Genomic DNA, 12,415 nt, shown 5'->3' with positions numbered 1-12,415 from the left:
TGAATAGGAGGGAACAGTATGAAGCTGCTAGGGATTTCAGGCACGATCATCGGAGCAAAAACAGGCATCGTTGTCCGTAAAGTGCTCGATGATGTAAAAAAGAAATACCCGGACATCGAGGTGGAACTGCTCGATATGATGGATTACGATGTCGAGTTTTGTGACGGTCGTTCACTCGAAAAATATTCAGCAGATACAAGAGCAGTGATAGAAAAAGTATCTTCTGCTGATTTTTACGTAATCGGAACACCCATTTTTCAGGGATCCATTCCAGGAGTGCTCAAGAATATGTTTGACCTTATTCACCCCGATGCATTCAGGAATAAAGTGATGGGATTCGTCGCCAACGGTGGAACGTACCAGCATTTCCTGGTGATTGAAAATCAGCTGAAGCCGATTGCCGGGTACTTCCGGGCGTTTGTAGCACCCAGCTATGTGTACGCTAATTACGATCATTTTAACTCTGAAAATGAAATCATCGATGAAGATTTGCTGAAGCGGATTTCAGGCTTAGCTGACGAAGTCGTTCATATGCAAAAGTCATTAAAGGACAGCGCTGCGAAGGTCACGGAGTGAGTTTACCATTTTACAAGAATTGAAGGGAGACGATTAGAGATGAAAAGCCAATTTGTTCCGATCAATCTTATGAAATTTATTGAGGAAAACAGGGATCAGCTTAAGCCGCCGGTCAATAACAAGGTAATCTGGAAGGATGCAGAGTTGATGGTCATGCTTTTGGGCGGACCAAACAAGAGACGTGATTTCCATGTTGATCCATCCGAGGAGATCTTCTATCAGATTCAGGGAAGCTGCTATGTTGAGGTCATCAATGCTGAAGGCAAGCGTGAAGTCGTGGAAGTCAAGGAAGGCGAAATGTTCCATCTTCCAGCGAATGTGCCGCACTCACCACACCGCGTAGCAAACACGATTGGACTGGTGATCGAGCGTAACCGTGCACAAGGTGAATTGGAGGATTTCGTCTGGTTCTGTGATGAGTGCGACCACGAAATGCACCGTGCTACAATCCAGCTGACAAACATTGAAAAGCAGGTGAAGGAAGCGATTGCTAGCTTTAATGGAAATGAGGAATTGCGCAAATGTGATAACTGTGGACATATGATGCCGCCTGAAGCGAGTGAATGGAAATGCGAGTAGACTTCCATACGCATATCATTCCAGAGAATTTTAGTGAACTGACTCAACGGTTCGGCGGTGAGAAGTGGCCGACTCTTGAGCGTACATGTGCGTGCGGCGCTAATATCATGATCGCTGGCAAGGTGTTCCGCGAAGTGACCGACCAGGTATGGGATGCTGAGAAGCGAATTAAGGATATGGAACGGGAAGGAGTCGACATTCAGGTTCTTTCACCGATTCCGGTGACTTTCTCGTATTGGGCGCCTGCTGAGCAAGCGGAAATTCTTGCAAGAGTCCAGAATGATTTTATTGCCGACCTGGTTAACCAGTATCCGACTAAATTCATCGGGCTGGGAGCAGTGCCGCTGCAGAACGTGGAGGTTGCGATTCGAGAAATGGACCGCTGCAAGCATGAGCTTGGGCTGAGCGGAATTGAAATTGGGACGAATGTAAATGGCGTGAATCTGGATGATCCTCAGTTTATCGAATTCTTCGAAATGGCTGAGAAGTGGGAAGTGCCTTTATTCATCCACCCATGGGAGACACTTGGAAAAGAACGGATGCCGCGCCATAACTTGATGTATACCGTTGGAATGCCGAGTGAGACGGCACTGGCCGGAGCAAGTTTGATTCTAGGCGGAATCATGGATAAGTTCCCGAAGCTGAAAATCTGTTTGGCTCATGGAGGAGGCGCACTGCCCTACTTGCTGCCTCGTCTAGATCAGGGCTGGAAGGTGTGGCCGCATCTGCGCTTGCTTGATAAGCCGCCAAGTCAATACGCGAAGCAATTTTATTATGATTCGCTTGTGAATGAGCCGGTCAACCTGAATTATTTACTGCAGAATTTTGGCCATGAACGCATTATCATGGGTTCTGATTATCCATTTTTGCTGAGGGAAGTTCCTCCTGGTAAGGTGATTGACGATACGGTCGGCTTATCGAAGGAACAAACGGAAGCGATGCTCGGTAAAAATGCACTCCGGTTTTTGAATATTCCTGTTAAGGTGGGGAGTTGATTTTATGGAAAAGGCCATAGTAACGCCAGAAGAACGTTTGCAGGAGCTTGGTCTTTCATTGCCCGCCCCCCGTCCCTCGGCAGGGAATTATGTGGGCTGTGTGAGAACCGGCAACCTGATTTTCACTTCCGGGCAGGGAACGAATGAATACAGGGGCCAGCTTGGCAAGGATGTTTCCATTGAGGATGGCTATGAAGCGGCAAGGCAGTGCATGCTTAATTTGCTGACGGTACTGAAGCAGGAATTAGGCGAGCTCAGCAAGGTGAAGCGAGTGGTAAAGGTACTCGGCTTCGTGAATAGTACACCTGATTTTACCGACCAACCGAAGGTCATGAATGGGGCTTCTGATTTGCTGGTACAGGTGTTCGGTGAGCGTGGGAAGCATGGTAGATCTGCGGTCGGCATGGCGCAGCTGCCTTTGAATAACGCAGTCGAAGTTGAAATGGTAGTTGAAGTTGAGGATGAGGAGGGGTGATTAGGATGAATCTTGCTCAACCACAGGTTATAACGGATGCAAAACTATTTATAAATGGTGATTATATTGATGCGGTGTCCGGGGAGACGTTTGACACGATCGATCCCTCGACGAACAAAAAGCTGGCTTCTGTGGCAAAGGCTGGTGTTGAGGATGCGAAGCACGCCATCGACGTCGCACAGAAGACGTTCGAAAGTGGCGTCTGGAGTGAGATGCCCGTTGCCGAAAGAACAAAGATTCTGGTCAGGATGTCTGAACTAGTCATGGAAAAGGTTGATGAACTGGCCCTGGTCGAGACGCTTGACGTCGGGAAGCCAATCAAGGAAAGCCGCGGCTTTGATATTCCGAGGGCTGCAGCCAACCTGCGCTTTTTTGCCGAAATGGCGAACTACATTAATCATGAGCATTATGACCAGTCTCGCTATATGTCCTATTCAAAATACGCACCAGCTGGGGTGACAAGCTTGATCATTCCATGGAACCTTCCGTTCATGCAGATGACCTGGAAGGCGTCGGCCGCAATGGCTGCCGGCAATACGGTAGTTGTGAAGCCAGCATCTTATACCCCACTTAGCGCGGTGATGCTTGGCGAGATTGCCAATGAAGCAGGACTGCCGCCTGGTGTGTTGAATATTATCACAGGTCCTGGCGGTACGGCAGGGACAGAGATGACACGCAACCCATCAGTGCGGAGGATTTCTTTTGTCGGTGACAGTACGACAGGCCGCACGGTCATGCAAAACGCAGCTTCCCAGCTGATTCCCGTTTCTCTTGAGCTTGGCGGTAAATCAGCCAATATCGTGTTCGAGGATGCAAATCTTGATGAAGCAGTTGCAGGATCGATTGAAGCGATTTTCAGGAACCAGGGTGAGATTTGCCTTGCAGGTTCACGCTTGCTGGTCCAGGAGAGCATTTACGATCGTTTTATGGAAAAATTCGTCGCGTCAGCTCGTGCTTTGAAGGTGGGCAATCCACTCGACCAGGAAACGGATATGGGTGCACTTGTTTCAAAAGGGCATCTGGAAACCGTCGATGAGTATGTCCAGATTGGATTAGGTGAAGGCGCTAAGCTCGCAACAGGCGGAAAGCGCATTGCCAGTCTTGGAGAAGGCAACTTCTATGAACCTACTGTTCTATACGATGTGGATAACAAGATGCGCGTGGCCCAGGAAGAAATCTTCGGCCCAGTGCTCGTCGTGATCCCTTTTAAAACAGAAGAAGACGCTGTTAGGATTGCGAACGATTCGATGTATGGCCTGGCGGGTGTTGTCTGGACAAATGACCTGCGCCGCGCCCACCGAGTAGCTGCAAAAGTTAACTCAGGCTTATTATGGATCAACTGCTGGTATTATCGCGACCTCCGCACACCGTTTGGCGGATCCAAAGCAAGCGGCATCGGACGCGAAGGCGGCAGGCACAGCTTCGAGTTTTATACCGAAGCCAAGACGATTACGATGAAGCTGTGAAATATAAGGCACTTTATTAAAGGATGCTCCAACCGGTAATAAAAGTTGGGCAACCGGAAATATATTAACCTTTATCGGAAAAAGCTGCTCAACTGGAGGTAAATTTGCTCCAACTGGAAAAAAAAGCTGCTCAACTGGAGATATATTTGTTGGAACTGGAAAAATAAGCAGTCTAAACGGAGAAATTTATGCTCTCCGTATAATTAAATGGCCCAACCGTAGAATAATTCGCTTTAACCGTTTAAAAAAGAAGCTCAACCGTAGAATAATTCGCTTTAACCGTTTAAAAAAGAAGCTCAACCGTAGAATGATCTGTTTAGCCCAGCTAACAGGCGTTAACTATGTAAATTAAGAACCCAAATCCTGTTCAACGAGGATTATATCAGTCCTAATGGGGGATTAAAACTCTCCAAAGGGGATTAAATTGTGATCAACGGGGATTATTTTCGCCACAACCGGTCAAACCCCTCAAATTGTTATGAAAACGAACTCAATTGGAATTATATCGCAATTAACTGGTATCAAATTCATTCCAACTGGCTTAAAAACTATTTTTAACAACAATCATCACGATTGTAATAACTATTTTAAAAGAAAAGGAGGGTAACTCGATGAACGCTACAATTGAAAGTATTGCTGATACGCTTCTGGAAGCGGAAAAAAGCAAAAATGCCGTAGAACCACTGACGGCACAATTCGAAGACCTTAATGTAACGGATGCTTACAATATCCAGCTTGAAGTTTTGAAAAGGAAGCTTGGCGAAGGGCGGACGGTTATTGGCAAAAAAGTGGGCCTCACGAGTGTGGCGATGCAGAAAATGCTCGGTGTCGATGAGCCGGACTATGGCCATCTGCTTGATGATATGAAGGTGCCGAATGGCGGTACAGTAAAGATGTCCGACTTTCTCAGCCCGAAAATTGAAGCGGAAATTGGCTTCGTGCTTGGGTCGGACCTCAAGGGACCTAATGTGACATTCCTCGATGTGCTGATGGCAACGGAATATGTTGTGCCTACCTTGGAAATCATCGACAGCCGAATTGCGGATTGGAAGATTGGACTCATCGACACGGTTGCTGATAATGGATCTTCAGCGATGGTCGTGGTCGGGGAGAAGATGACGGACATAGATGGAATCGATTTGCGAAGTGTGGGGATGACTTTTTTCAAAAATAATGAAATGGTTGCCACCGGTTCAGGTGCAGCGGCCCTTGGACATCCGGCACATGCGATTGCCTGGCTGGCGAATAAGCTTCATGAATTTGGCATTACCTTAAAGGCAGGCGAGCTGATTTTACCAGGAGCTCTATCCGCAGCCATCCCGGTGCAAGAAGGCGATACGGTTTCCGCTCAGTTTGGTCCTGTCGGTTCCGTGTCCGTGACTTTTGAGTAGGAGGTGAACAGGTTGGCGAAAATCAAAGCAGCAATCATCGGTTCCGGCAACATCGGGACCGACCTTATGTATAAGCTGGAAAGAAGCGAAGTTATTAAATTGACAGCAATGATCGGGATCGATCCTGAATCCGACGGGTTAAAGCGCGCGACGGAAAATGGGTATCTGACATTCCATAACGGTATTGAGGCATTGAAGGGAAATCCTGAGATGGCTGACATCGTGTTTGACGCAACTTCTGCCAAAACGCATGTAAGGCATGCGAAGGTACTGGCGGAGTTGGGCAAGCTGGCGATTGATCTTACTCCGGCGGCCAGGGGACCTTTTGTCTCTCCTGCTGTTAAAACAGAGGCTTATCTGAATGAAAAGAATGTAAACATGATTACATGCGGGGGACAAGCGACGATTCCGATTGTTTCTGCGATCAATTCCGTTGCAGATGTCAGTTACGCAGAAATCGTCGCTACCATTTCCTCAAAAAGTGCCGGCCCTGGAACACGCGCCAACATTGATGAATTCACGATTACGACGCGCAGGGGTATTGAGGAGGTAGGAGGTGCCGATAAAGGGAAAGCGCTCATTATCCTGAATCCGGCCGAGCCTCCGATTTTAATGCGTGACACGATTTATTGCGAAGTGAAGAATATGGATGAAGCTGCAATCTCAAAATCTATCGAGCAAATGGTGGAAACTGTGAAGGAATATGTACCAGGATACAGGTTGAAGCAGGAGCCGTTGTTTGATGGAAACAGGGTGACTGTATTTGTGGAAGTCGAGGGTGCGGGTGACTACTTCCCTGTTTATGCCGGGAACCTTGATATCATGACAGCAGCTGCGACGAGGGTTGCTGAAGACTTTGCGATTCATATGCTTGAAAAACAGAGTGTTGAAGCGAAAGGTTAGGTGGAATGTATGAAGCGCAAAAGTGAAAAGCCTATCAAAATTACTGAAGTTTGCCTGCGGGACGGCAGCCATGTCATGCAGCATCAATATACTGAAGAGCAGGTGCGAAGAGTCGTTCGTGAGCTTGATGACGCGGGCATGCATTATATCGAAGTGAGCCACGGGGACGGATTGGGCGGCTCAACACTGCAGTATGGTAAATCGCTCGTTGATGAGATGAAATTGATAGAAGCGGCAGTCGATGAGTGTAAAAACTCAAAGGTTGCAGTGCTGCTAATACCTGGAATTGGTACGGTTCATGAACTTAAGCAGGCCGGGCAGTTAGGAGCAAATCTAGTCAGGGTTGCTACACATGTAACAGAAGCAGATGTTTCCGCCCAGCATATCAGCATGGCGCGCGAGCTGGGGATGGAGACGCTTGGCTTCCTGATGATGGCTCATATGGCGCCAACTGAAAAATTGGTCGAACAGGCGAAGCTAATGGAGAGTTACGGGGCACAGGCTGTCTATGTCACCGATTCTGCAGGAGCCCTTTTACCGCATGAAGTCAAAGACAAGATTGCGGCTTTAAGAGATTCATTGTCTATTGAAGTCGGCTTTCATGCCCATAACAATCTCTCACTAGCGGTCGCCAATACGCTGACAGCGATTGAAGAAGGGGCTACGAGGATTGACGGAAGTATCCGTTGTCTTGGCGCAGGCGCAGGGAATGCACAAACAGAGGTACTTTTATCGGTATTGGACCGGATGGGAGTCAATCTGGGAATCGATATTTATAAAATGATGGACTTGGCAGAAAATACGGTTGGTCCAATGATCCCTAGACCGCAGGAGATTAATAGAGGAAGTCTCGTATTAGGTTATGCTGGCGTATATTCGAGTTTCTTGCTTCATGCAGAGCGGGCCGGCCAGAGATTTGGAATCGATTCCAGGGATATTTTAATAGAGTTGGGCAAAAGGAAGGTTGTAGGCGGCCAGGAGGATATGATCCTTGATGTCGCAGCTGAACTGGCAAAAGCCCGGAAACTGGAGGTGTAGTGCATGACGATTACGAAGGGTGTCGACATTGAAATTGTGGAATACTTGTATTCCGCTGAAAAAGAACGTCGCGAAGTCGTGAAAGTGACTGATCGTTATCCAGATCTTAGCTTTTCTGATGCGTATTCAATCCAGGAAAAATTGATTGAGAGACGGGAGAAGGACGGTTCTCGAAAAATCGGTCTGAAGCTGGGATTGACGAGTAAAGCGAAGCAGCAAATGATGGGGGTCCATGAAGCGATTTATGGCTATTTGACAGATGATATGCTGGCGCTGGAGTGGGAACACCTAAATTTTAACGAGTTCATCCATCCAAAAGCAGAGCCGGAAATTGCCTTTTTTATCGATGAGGATTTGGATGGAACCGATGTGACTGCAGAAGATGTACTGCGAGTAACAAGATATGTGGCACCTGCAATCGAGATAATCGACAGCCGGTATTTGAACTTCAAGTTCACTCTGGCTGATGTGATTGCAGATAACTGTTCCTCTTCGAAATTCTTAATCGGCAGCAAGTGGATGTCGCCAAGTGAGTTAGATTTAGGCCAGCTGGGCATGGTGATGTCGAAAAACGGCCAGGTTGTCCAAACCGGTTCAAGTGCCGCAGTCCTCGGTCATCCAGCAACATCTGTCGCATGGGCAGTCAATAAGCTCGGTGAAGTAGGTAAAGGGATCAAAAAAGGAGACGTGATCCTTAGTGGAGCGGTGTCAGAGGCGATTGCATTTGAACCTAATGATAATGTGCTGGTGCAATTCGCGGAGTTAGGCAGCGTTTCCTTTACATGCAAATCAAGCACTTAGTTTATTTACTAAGTGCCTTCTTTTCCGTTTTGAATATTCGAAATATAAAGATAAAATTTACATTCTATGTTAACCACTTTACACTTCTAGTAGGAAAAAGTGATTATAATCACAGTTAGAGACAACTTGGGAAAGTTTTGGAGAGCGTTTACAAAAATAAAAGGGGTGCGAGAAATGATTGGTTTTAGGAAATTTAGTCTGACACTATTAATTTTTATGCTCGTGTTGACTGCTGCTGCTTGTGGGAATGATACCGATGCGAAACCTGCGGCAGGATCTGGTGAGAAATACTCTTTCAAGCTAGCGCACATAACCCCAACGGACCATATGTGGCACAAGGCCGCTGAAAAATTCAAAGAAGAATTGGAAAAGAACTCAGATGGCCGAATGACCGTCGAAATCTATCCTGCCAGCCAGCTTGGCAGCGAAGCGGATATGGTTCAGCAAATCTCTTCCGGTTCAGTAGATTTCGGTTTGATCACGGCTGCCTATATGAGTTCGCGCGCTCCAGCATTTACTGCCTGGTTCGCTCCATATGCCTTTGAAGATTTAAAAGAGACAAATGCAGCACGCGATACTGAAATTGCAAAAAAGATTTTGGCAACTCTTGACGACCAGGGACTTAAAGGACTTGATTACCTGTTCGCAGGAAACCGCGTCATGCTTTTCAAGGATAAGGAAGTAAAGAAGCCTGAAGATATGAAAGGATTGGCATTCCGTGTAACACCGAGCCCTCCGCTGCAGGATTTTTATAAATCACTTGGTGCTTCTCCTGAATCACTTCCATTGCCGGAAGTATACGCTGCTGTTCAAACAGGGGTCATCGATGGAATGGATATGGACCTGGATGCAACAATTACGAACAAATACCATGAGGTTGCCAAATATGCTGCTGTTACAAACCACATGGTCTGGCCATCAGTTGCAATCATGAACAAGGATAAGTATGAAAAATTGTCGGATGGAGATAAAAAGATTGTTGAAGATGCCATAAAAGTTGCAGCTGACTATTCAGCTAACACACGCGCTTCCCAGGAAGAAGAGTTCAAGAAGACGTTAAGCGATACAGGAATGAAAGTTTACGAAATTAATCAAAAATTATTTGAACCATATATCAAGCAGTTCGATGAAAAGTATGGTCCAACAGACCCGCTGATCCAGGAATTCATCGATACATTCCGCAAATAACCTAATGGAGGGAAATGCGTGAACTATGTTAGTAATGTGGTAGCCAGTTTCGAAAAGAAACTGGCTATTATCCTCATGTTCGCAATGGCTGTGATAGTGGCTGCTGCCGTTGTTTTCCGATATGTCTTCAATGCCCCGCTATTTTGGGCTGGAGAAGTATCCATTTTCTTGCTGATATTCATCACATTCATTGGTGGCAGCCTAGGATTAAAGTATAAATCACAGGCGTCCATGACCTTGGTTACTGGTTACCTGCCTGAAAAAATACAGAAATGGGTTGCTGTTTTAGCGCATATTTTTATGCTCGCATTCATGGCAATCCTATTATTCTACTGTTTTAACTGGATTACCTCTTCATCGGTATCCATCCAAAGATCGAGTGCTATCCTTCTGCCAATGTGGATACCCTATTCAATCCTTCCAATTGGCCTGCTTTTCGCAACAATCCATTTAATCAGTAATATGATTGATATCTTGAAAAATCATCATATTGACCGCGTGGCCGTTACAAATCTCCATGCTGCAGCTAAGGAAGGTGATGAAGGATGATGGCCATAGTTATTCTTGCATTCGTGGTCTTTCTATTAATGGGGATCCCTATATCGCTTGTGCTGGGCATGACGACCGTTGTGTACTTTTTGGTGACTGGAAACACGATGCTTCTCGAATCAACCCCACAAAGGCTGTATTCCGGGATGGAGAACTTCGGATTGCTGGCTATTCCGTTGTTCATGCTCACCGGAGAGTTGATGAACAGCGGTGGAATTACAAACAGGCTGGTCGTTTTTGCAAGAATGCTTGTAGGACATGTCCGCGGTGGATTAGCTTATGTTACGGTGATTGCAAATATGTTCCTTGCCTCGATCCTCGGTTCGGCAAATGCGCAGGCAGCTATGATGAGTAAGGTCATGGTTCCAGAGATGGAAAAAGAGGGGTATAATCGTGAGTTTTCTTCAGCCCTGACGCTTGCAAGCTCAATTGTAGCTCCCATCATACCCCCTAGCATGATTTTTATTATCTATGGAACTCTGTCAGGGACTTCCATTGGTGGATTATTCATGGCAGGGATTATCCCTGGTACCATTTTCGGGATAGGATTTATTGCCTTGATCGCTTACATGGGATATAAACACAATTTCCCACGAAGTGAAAGGGCCAGCTTTTCGGCCATCTGGAGTTCTTTCGTGAAGGTCCTTCCGGCCATCCTTGTTCCTTTCGTAATTACAGTGGGCATACTAAGCGGTGCTTTTACTGCAACTGAATCTGCTGCCGTTGCTAGTGTAATTGCATTTATTGTCGGCATGTTTTTTTACAAAGAACTGAAGTGGAAAAGCTTTCCGAAAATCCTGGTGAATACGGTAATCGGGACCGCAACGGTGACATTCCTGATTGCGATGGCGAATTTGTTTGGCTGGCTGATTGCCTTTGAACAGATTCCGCAATTGATTGCCAATTCGATGCTGTCTATATCGGATAATCCATTTGTGTTTCTGTTATTGGTTAATATCTTCTTATTGATTATTGGTACACTGCTTGATGGCATAGCCGCATTGATTATACTGGTTCCGGTGTTCATGCCGCTAGTATCAGGCTTTAACATTGATCCGATTCATTTTGGAGTAATTATCTGTATTAACCTGACAATTGGTTTGCTGACACCACCGGTTGGCACAGGACTGTTCATAGTCTCGTCTATCGCCGAGGTCAAATTTGAACGATTGATCAAAGCCGTCATGCCAATGTTGTTACTTGGAATCGGCATGCTTTTCATTGTCACTTACTGGGAGCAAACAACACTGTTTATTCCAAGATTGTTAGGATTCTAATTATTCGGGCGGTGCCTGTCACCACCCGATTTTGTCGAAAAGGAGGGTTTGTTTTGCCGATAATACAGGTTCAGGTGCTTGAGGGGCGGAGTGATGAAAAAATCAAGGAACTGATTGCCGGAATAACTGATACAGCTGTTCGGACACTTGAAGTAAATCCAGAACAGGTGCGTGTAATTGTACAGCCCATTCCTCATCGATATTGGGGAGTGGGAGGAGATACAAAGGAGAATCAAAAATCCCAACTCTAAACATTGGAGTTAGGATTTAATAATGGATTTTTAAAGGGTTTTTATGTTTATTACCGAATAGATTATAAGATTTACAATTATTGGATAGGGATATTGGTTTCATAGCAGATTCATCAACCAATCTCTGTAAGGTGTATTTTTAAAGATAGGAGGATGTTAATGTTAAACAAAGTATGTGTTTTAACGATTAAAGTTGATGACATGGATGCAGCTCTTGAATTTTATACAAAGATGCTGGATTTTGAAGTGTCGAAGCGTTATGGGGAAAACATCGTTTCACTGGTACATAATGGGGTGCCGATTGTATTGGAGAAGTCTGATCAAGAAAGCCAGGCGGCCGGCCAGAAGGTTTTGCTAGGCATCCTTTCTGAGAATATTGATGAGGATGTTGACCGTATTCGTCAAAAGGGCGCTAAAGTATTATTTGATGAATCCAGGCCGTGCCCGCCGGGTAGATATAATATCATCGAGGATCCATCCGGTAATCAATTGGAGCTTGTTGAGTTTTCAGGTTTAAACTAAGGAAAATTATTTCGGCTTATCAAAAAGAACCATCCGCGAAACTTCGGGTGGTTCTGTCTGCTTATTCTGAAGGTTTTTTGCCTTTAGCTATATCGGCAGCATAAGGAATGATTCCGTCTGCTTCGATACCGAATGTATCGATTTCCTGTGAATGGAGGACAGTGCCGTCTTTGTCAAGTACAGCGAAACCTCGAACGGCAATCGGTGACTCGGGATCAAGCAGGTTGACTTTTTTAATCAATTTAAGATCTTTATCCGAAATAACCGGATATTCAAGTCCCAATTCTTCCTTCATTGCTTTATGTTCCTTAACGGAAGACGCACTTACAGCGTAAATATTTCCAGGGAACTGGCTGAATGAGTCTTTTCGGTTCTGCAGCTCGACCAGCTGCGACTTACAGAAG

14 protein-coding genes and 1 pseudogene are annotated in these 12,415 nt (G+C 45.8%); 14 read left to right on the top strand and 1 reads right to left on the bottom strand.

Features of this window, described 5'->3' with window-relative positions; translation table 11 throughout:
• The first annotated feature begins 18 nt into the window (after positions 1-18).
• From ACNAZ4_RS05620 to ACNAZ4_RS05555, 14 genes are all read left to right on the top strand, one after another.
• Positions 19-576, top strand: a complete 558-nt coding sequence (locus ACNAZ4_RS05620) for an NADPH-dependent FMN reductase (protein WP_415813243.1) — start codon at positions 19-21, stop codon at positions 574-576.
• A gap of 39 nt (positions 577-615) precedes the next feature.
• Positions 616-1,155 carry a 3-hydroxyanthranilate 3,4-dioxygenase gene (locus ACNAZ4_RS05615; protein ID WP_415813242.1) on the top strand — a complete coding sequence of 180 codons (540 nt, stop codon included), beginning with the start codon at positions 616-618 and terminating at the stop codon, positions 1,153-1,155.
• Complete coding sequence (locus tag ACNAZ4_RS05610) at positions 1,140-2,150, top strand: amidohydrolase family protein (protein ID WP_415813241.1); 1,011 nt, start codon at positions 1,140-1,142, stop codon at positions 2,148-2,150. The genes ACNAZ4_RS05615 and ACNAZ4_RS05610 overlap by 16 nt, the downstream gene beginning before the upstream one ends.
• A 4-nt stretch (positions 2,151-2,154) precedes the next feature.
• Positions 2,155-2,625, top strand: a complete 471-nt coding sequence (locus ACNAZ4_RS05605) for a RidA family protein (protein ID WP_415813240.1) — start codon at positions 2,155-2,157, stop codon at positions 2,623-2,625.
• Positions 2,626-2,630: 5 nt separating this feature from the next.
• Positions 2,631-4,091, top strand: coding sequence for an aldehyde dehydrogenase (locus tag ACNAZ4_RS05600; RefSeq protein WP_415813238.1), 1,461 nt, complete (start codon positions 2,631-2,633; stop codon positions 4,089-4,091).
• A gap of 611 nt (positions 4,092-4,702) precedes the next feature.
• Positions 4,703-5,482, top strand: coding sequence for a 2-keto-4-pentenoate hydratase (locus ACNAZ4_RS05595; RefSeq protein WP_415813236.1), 780 nt, complete (start codon positions 4,703-4,705; stop codon positions 5,480-5,482).
• 12 nt (positions 5,483-5,494) lie between these two features.
• Positions 5,495-6,385 carry an acetaldehyde dehydrogenase (acetylating) gene (locus ACNAZ4_RS05590; RefSeq protein ID WP_415813235.1) on the top strand — a complete coding sequence of 297 codons (891 nt, stop codon included), beginning with the start codon at positions 5,495-5,497 and terminating at the stop codon, positions 6,383-6,385.
• Between the two features lie 9 nt (positions 6,386-6,394).
• On the top strand, positions 6,395-7,423 hold the full coding sequence (gene dmpG / locus ACNAZ4_RS05585) for a 4-hydroxy-2-oxovalerate aldolase (protein ID WP_415813234.1): 1,029 nt from the start codon (positions 6,395-6,397) through the stop codon (positions 7,421-7,423).
• 3 nt (positions 7,424-7,426) lie between these two features.
• A complete protein-coding gene (locus tag ACNAZ4_RS05580) occupies positions 7,427-8,224 on the top strand; it encodes a 2-keto-4-pentenoate hydratase (protein ID WP_415813233.1) in 798 nt (265 codons plus the stop codon).
• Positions 8,225-8,398: 174 nt separating this feature from the next.
• Complete coding sequence (locus ACNAZ4_RS05575; protein ID WP_415813232.1) at positions 8,399-9,412, top strand: TRAP transporter substrate-binding protein; 1,014 nt, start codon at positions 8,399-8,401, stop codon at positions 9,410-9,412.
• A gap of 18 nt (positions 9,413-9,430) precedes the next feature.
• Positions 9,431-9,961, top strand: coding sequence for a TRAP transporter small permease (locus ACNAZ4_RS05570; RefSeq protein ID WP_415813231.1), 531 nt, complete (start codon positions 9,431-9,433; stop codon positions 9,959-9,961).
• On the top strand, positions 9,961-11,238 hold the full coding sequence (locus ACNAZ4_RS05565) for a TRAP transporter large permease (RefSeq protein WP_415813516.1): 1,278 nt from the start codon (positions 9,961-9,963) through the stop codon (positions 11,236-11,238). Before ACNAZ4_RS05570 ends, ACNAZ4_RS05565 begins: the two co-directional genes overlap by 1 nt.
• Positions 11,239-11,291: 53 nt before the next feature.
• A complete protein-coding gene (locus ACNAZ4_RS05560; RefSeq protein ID WP_415813230.1) occupies positions 11,292-11,489 on the top strand; it encodes a 2-hydroxymuconate tautomerase family protein in 198 nt (65 codons plus the stop codon).
• 159 nt (positions 11,490-11,648) lie between these two features.
• Positions 11,649-12,011, top strand: a complete 363-nt coding sequence (locus tag ACNAZ4_RS05555) for a VOC family protein (RefSeq protein WP_415813229.1) — start codon at positions 11,649-11,651, stop codon at positions 12,009-12,011.
• Between the two features lie 61 nt (positions 12,012-12,072).
• Here the strand turns inward: ACNAZ4_RS05555 and ACNAZ4_RS05550 are convergent.
• Positions 12,073-12,402: pseudogene (locus ACNAZ4_RS05550) on the bottom strand (redoxin domain-containing protein); the annotation flags it as partial.
• Between the last annotated feature and the right edge of the window lie 13 nt (positions 12,403-12,415).

The sequence above is a fragment of the Mesobacillus thioparans genome (assembly GCF_965138835.1).
GTDB classification, from domain to species: domain Bacteria; phylum Bacillota; class Bacilli; order Bacillales; family Cytobacillaceae; genus Mesobacillus; species Mesobacillus thioparans.
The sequence above is the reverse complement of the archived record's forward strand: the minus strand, read 5'-3'. Positions and strand labels throughout refer to the sequence as shown.

Excerpts from the sequence above, each read along its gene's own strand:
- dmpG (WP_415813234.1), top strand. The coding sequence starts at position 6,395 with ATGAAGCGCAAAAGTGAAAAGCCTATCAAAATTACTGAAGTTTGCCTG.
- ACNAZ4_RS05575 (WP_415813232.1), top strand. The coding sequence starts at position 8,399 with ATGATTGGTTTTAGGAAATTTAGTCTGACACTATTAATTTTTATGCTC.
- ACNAZ4_RS05615 (WP_415813242.1), top strand. The coding sequence starts at position 616 with ATGAAAAGCCAATTTGTTCCGATCAATCTTATGAAATTTATTGAGGAA.
- ACNAZ4_RS05605 (WP_415813240.1), top strand. The coding sequence starts at position 2,155 with ATGGAAAAGGCCATAGTAACGCCAGAAGAACGTTTGCAGGAGCTTGGT.
- ACNAZ4_RS05595 (WP_415813236.1), top strand. The coding sequence starts at position 4,703 with ATGAACGCTACAATTGAAAGTATTGCTGATACGCTTCTGGAAGCGGAA.
- ACNAZ4_RS05580 (WP_415813233.1), top strand. The coding sequence starts at position 7,427 with ATGACGATTACGAAGGGTGTCGACATTGAAATTGTGGAATACTTGTAT.
- ACNAZ4_RS05610 (WP_415813241.1), top strand. The coding sequence starts at position 1,140 with ATGGAAATGCGAGTAGACTTCCATACGCATATCATTCCAGAGAATTTT.
- ACNAZ4_RS05565 (WP_415813516.1), top strand. The coding sequence starts at position 9,961 with ATGGCCATAGTTATTCTTGCATTCGTGGTCTTTCTATTAATGGGGATC.
- ACNAZ4_RS05555 (WP_415813229.1), top strand. The coding sequence starts at position 11,649 with ATGTTAAACAAAGTATGTGTTTTAACGATTAAAGTTGATGACATGGAT.
- ACNAZ4_RS05600 (WP_415813238.1), top strand. The coding sequence starts at position 2,631 with ATGAATCTTGCTCAACCACAGGTTATAACGGATGCAAAACTATTTATA.
- ACNAZ4_RS05620 (WP_415813243.1), top strand. The coding sequence starts at position 19 with ATGAAGCTGCTAGGGATTTCAGGCACGATCATCGGAGCAAAAACAGGC.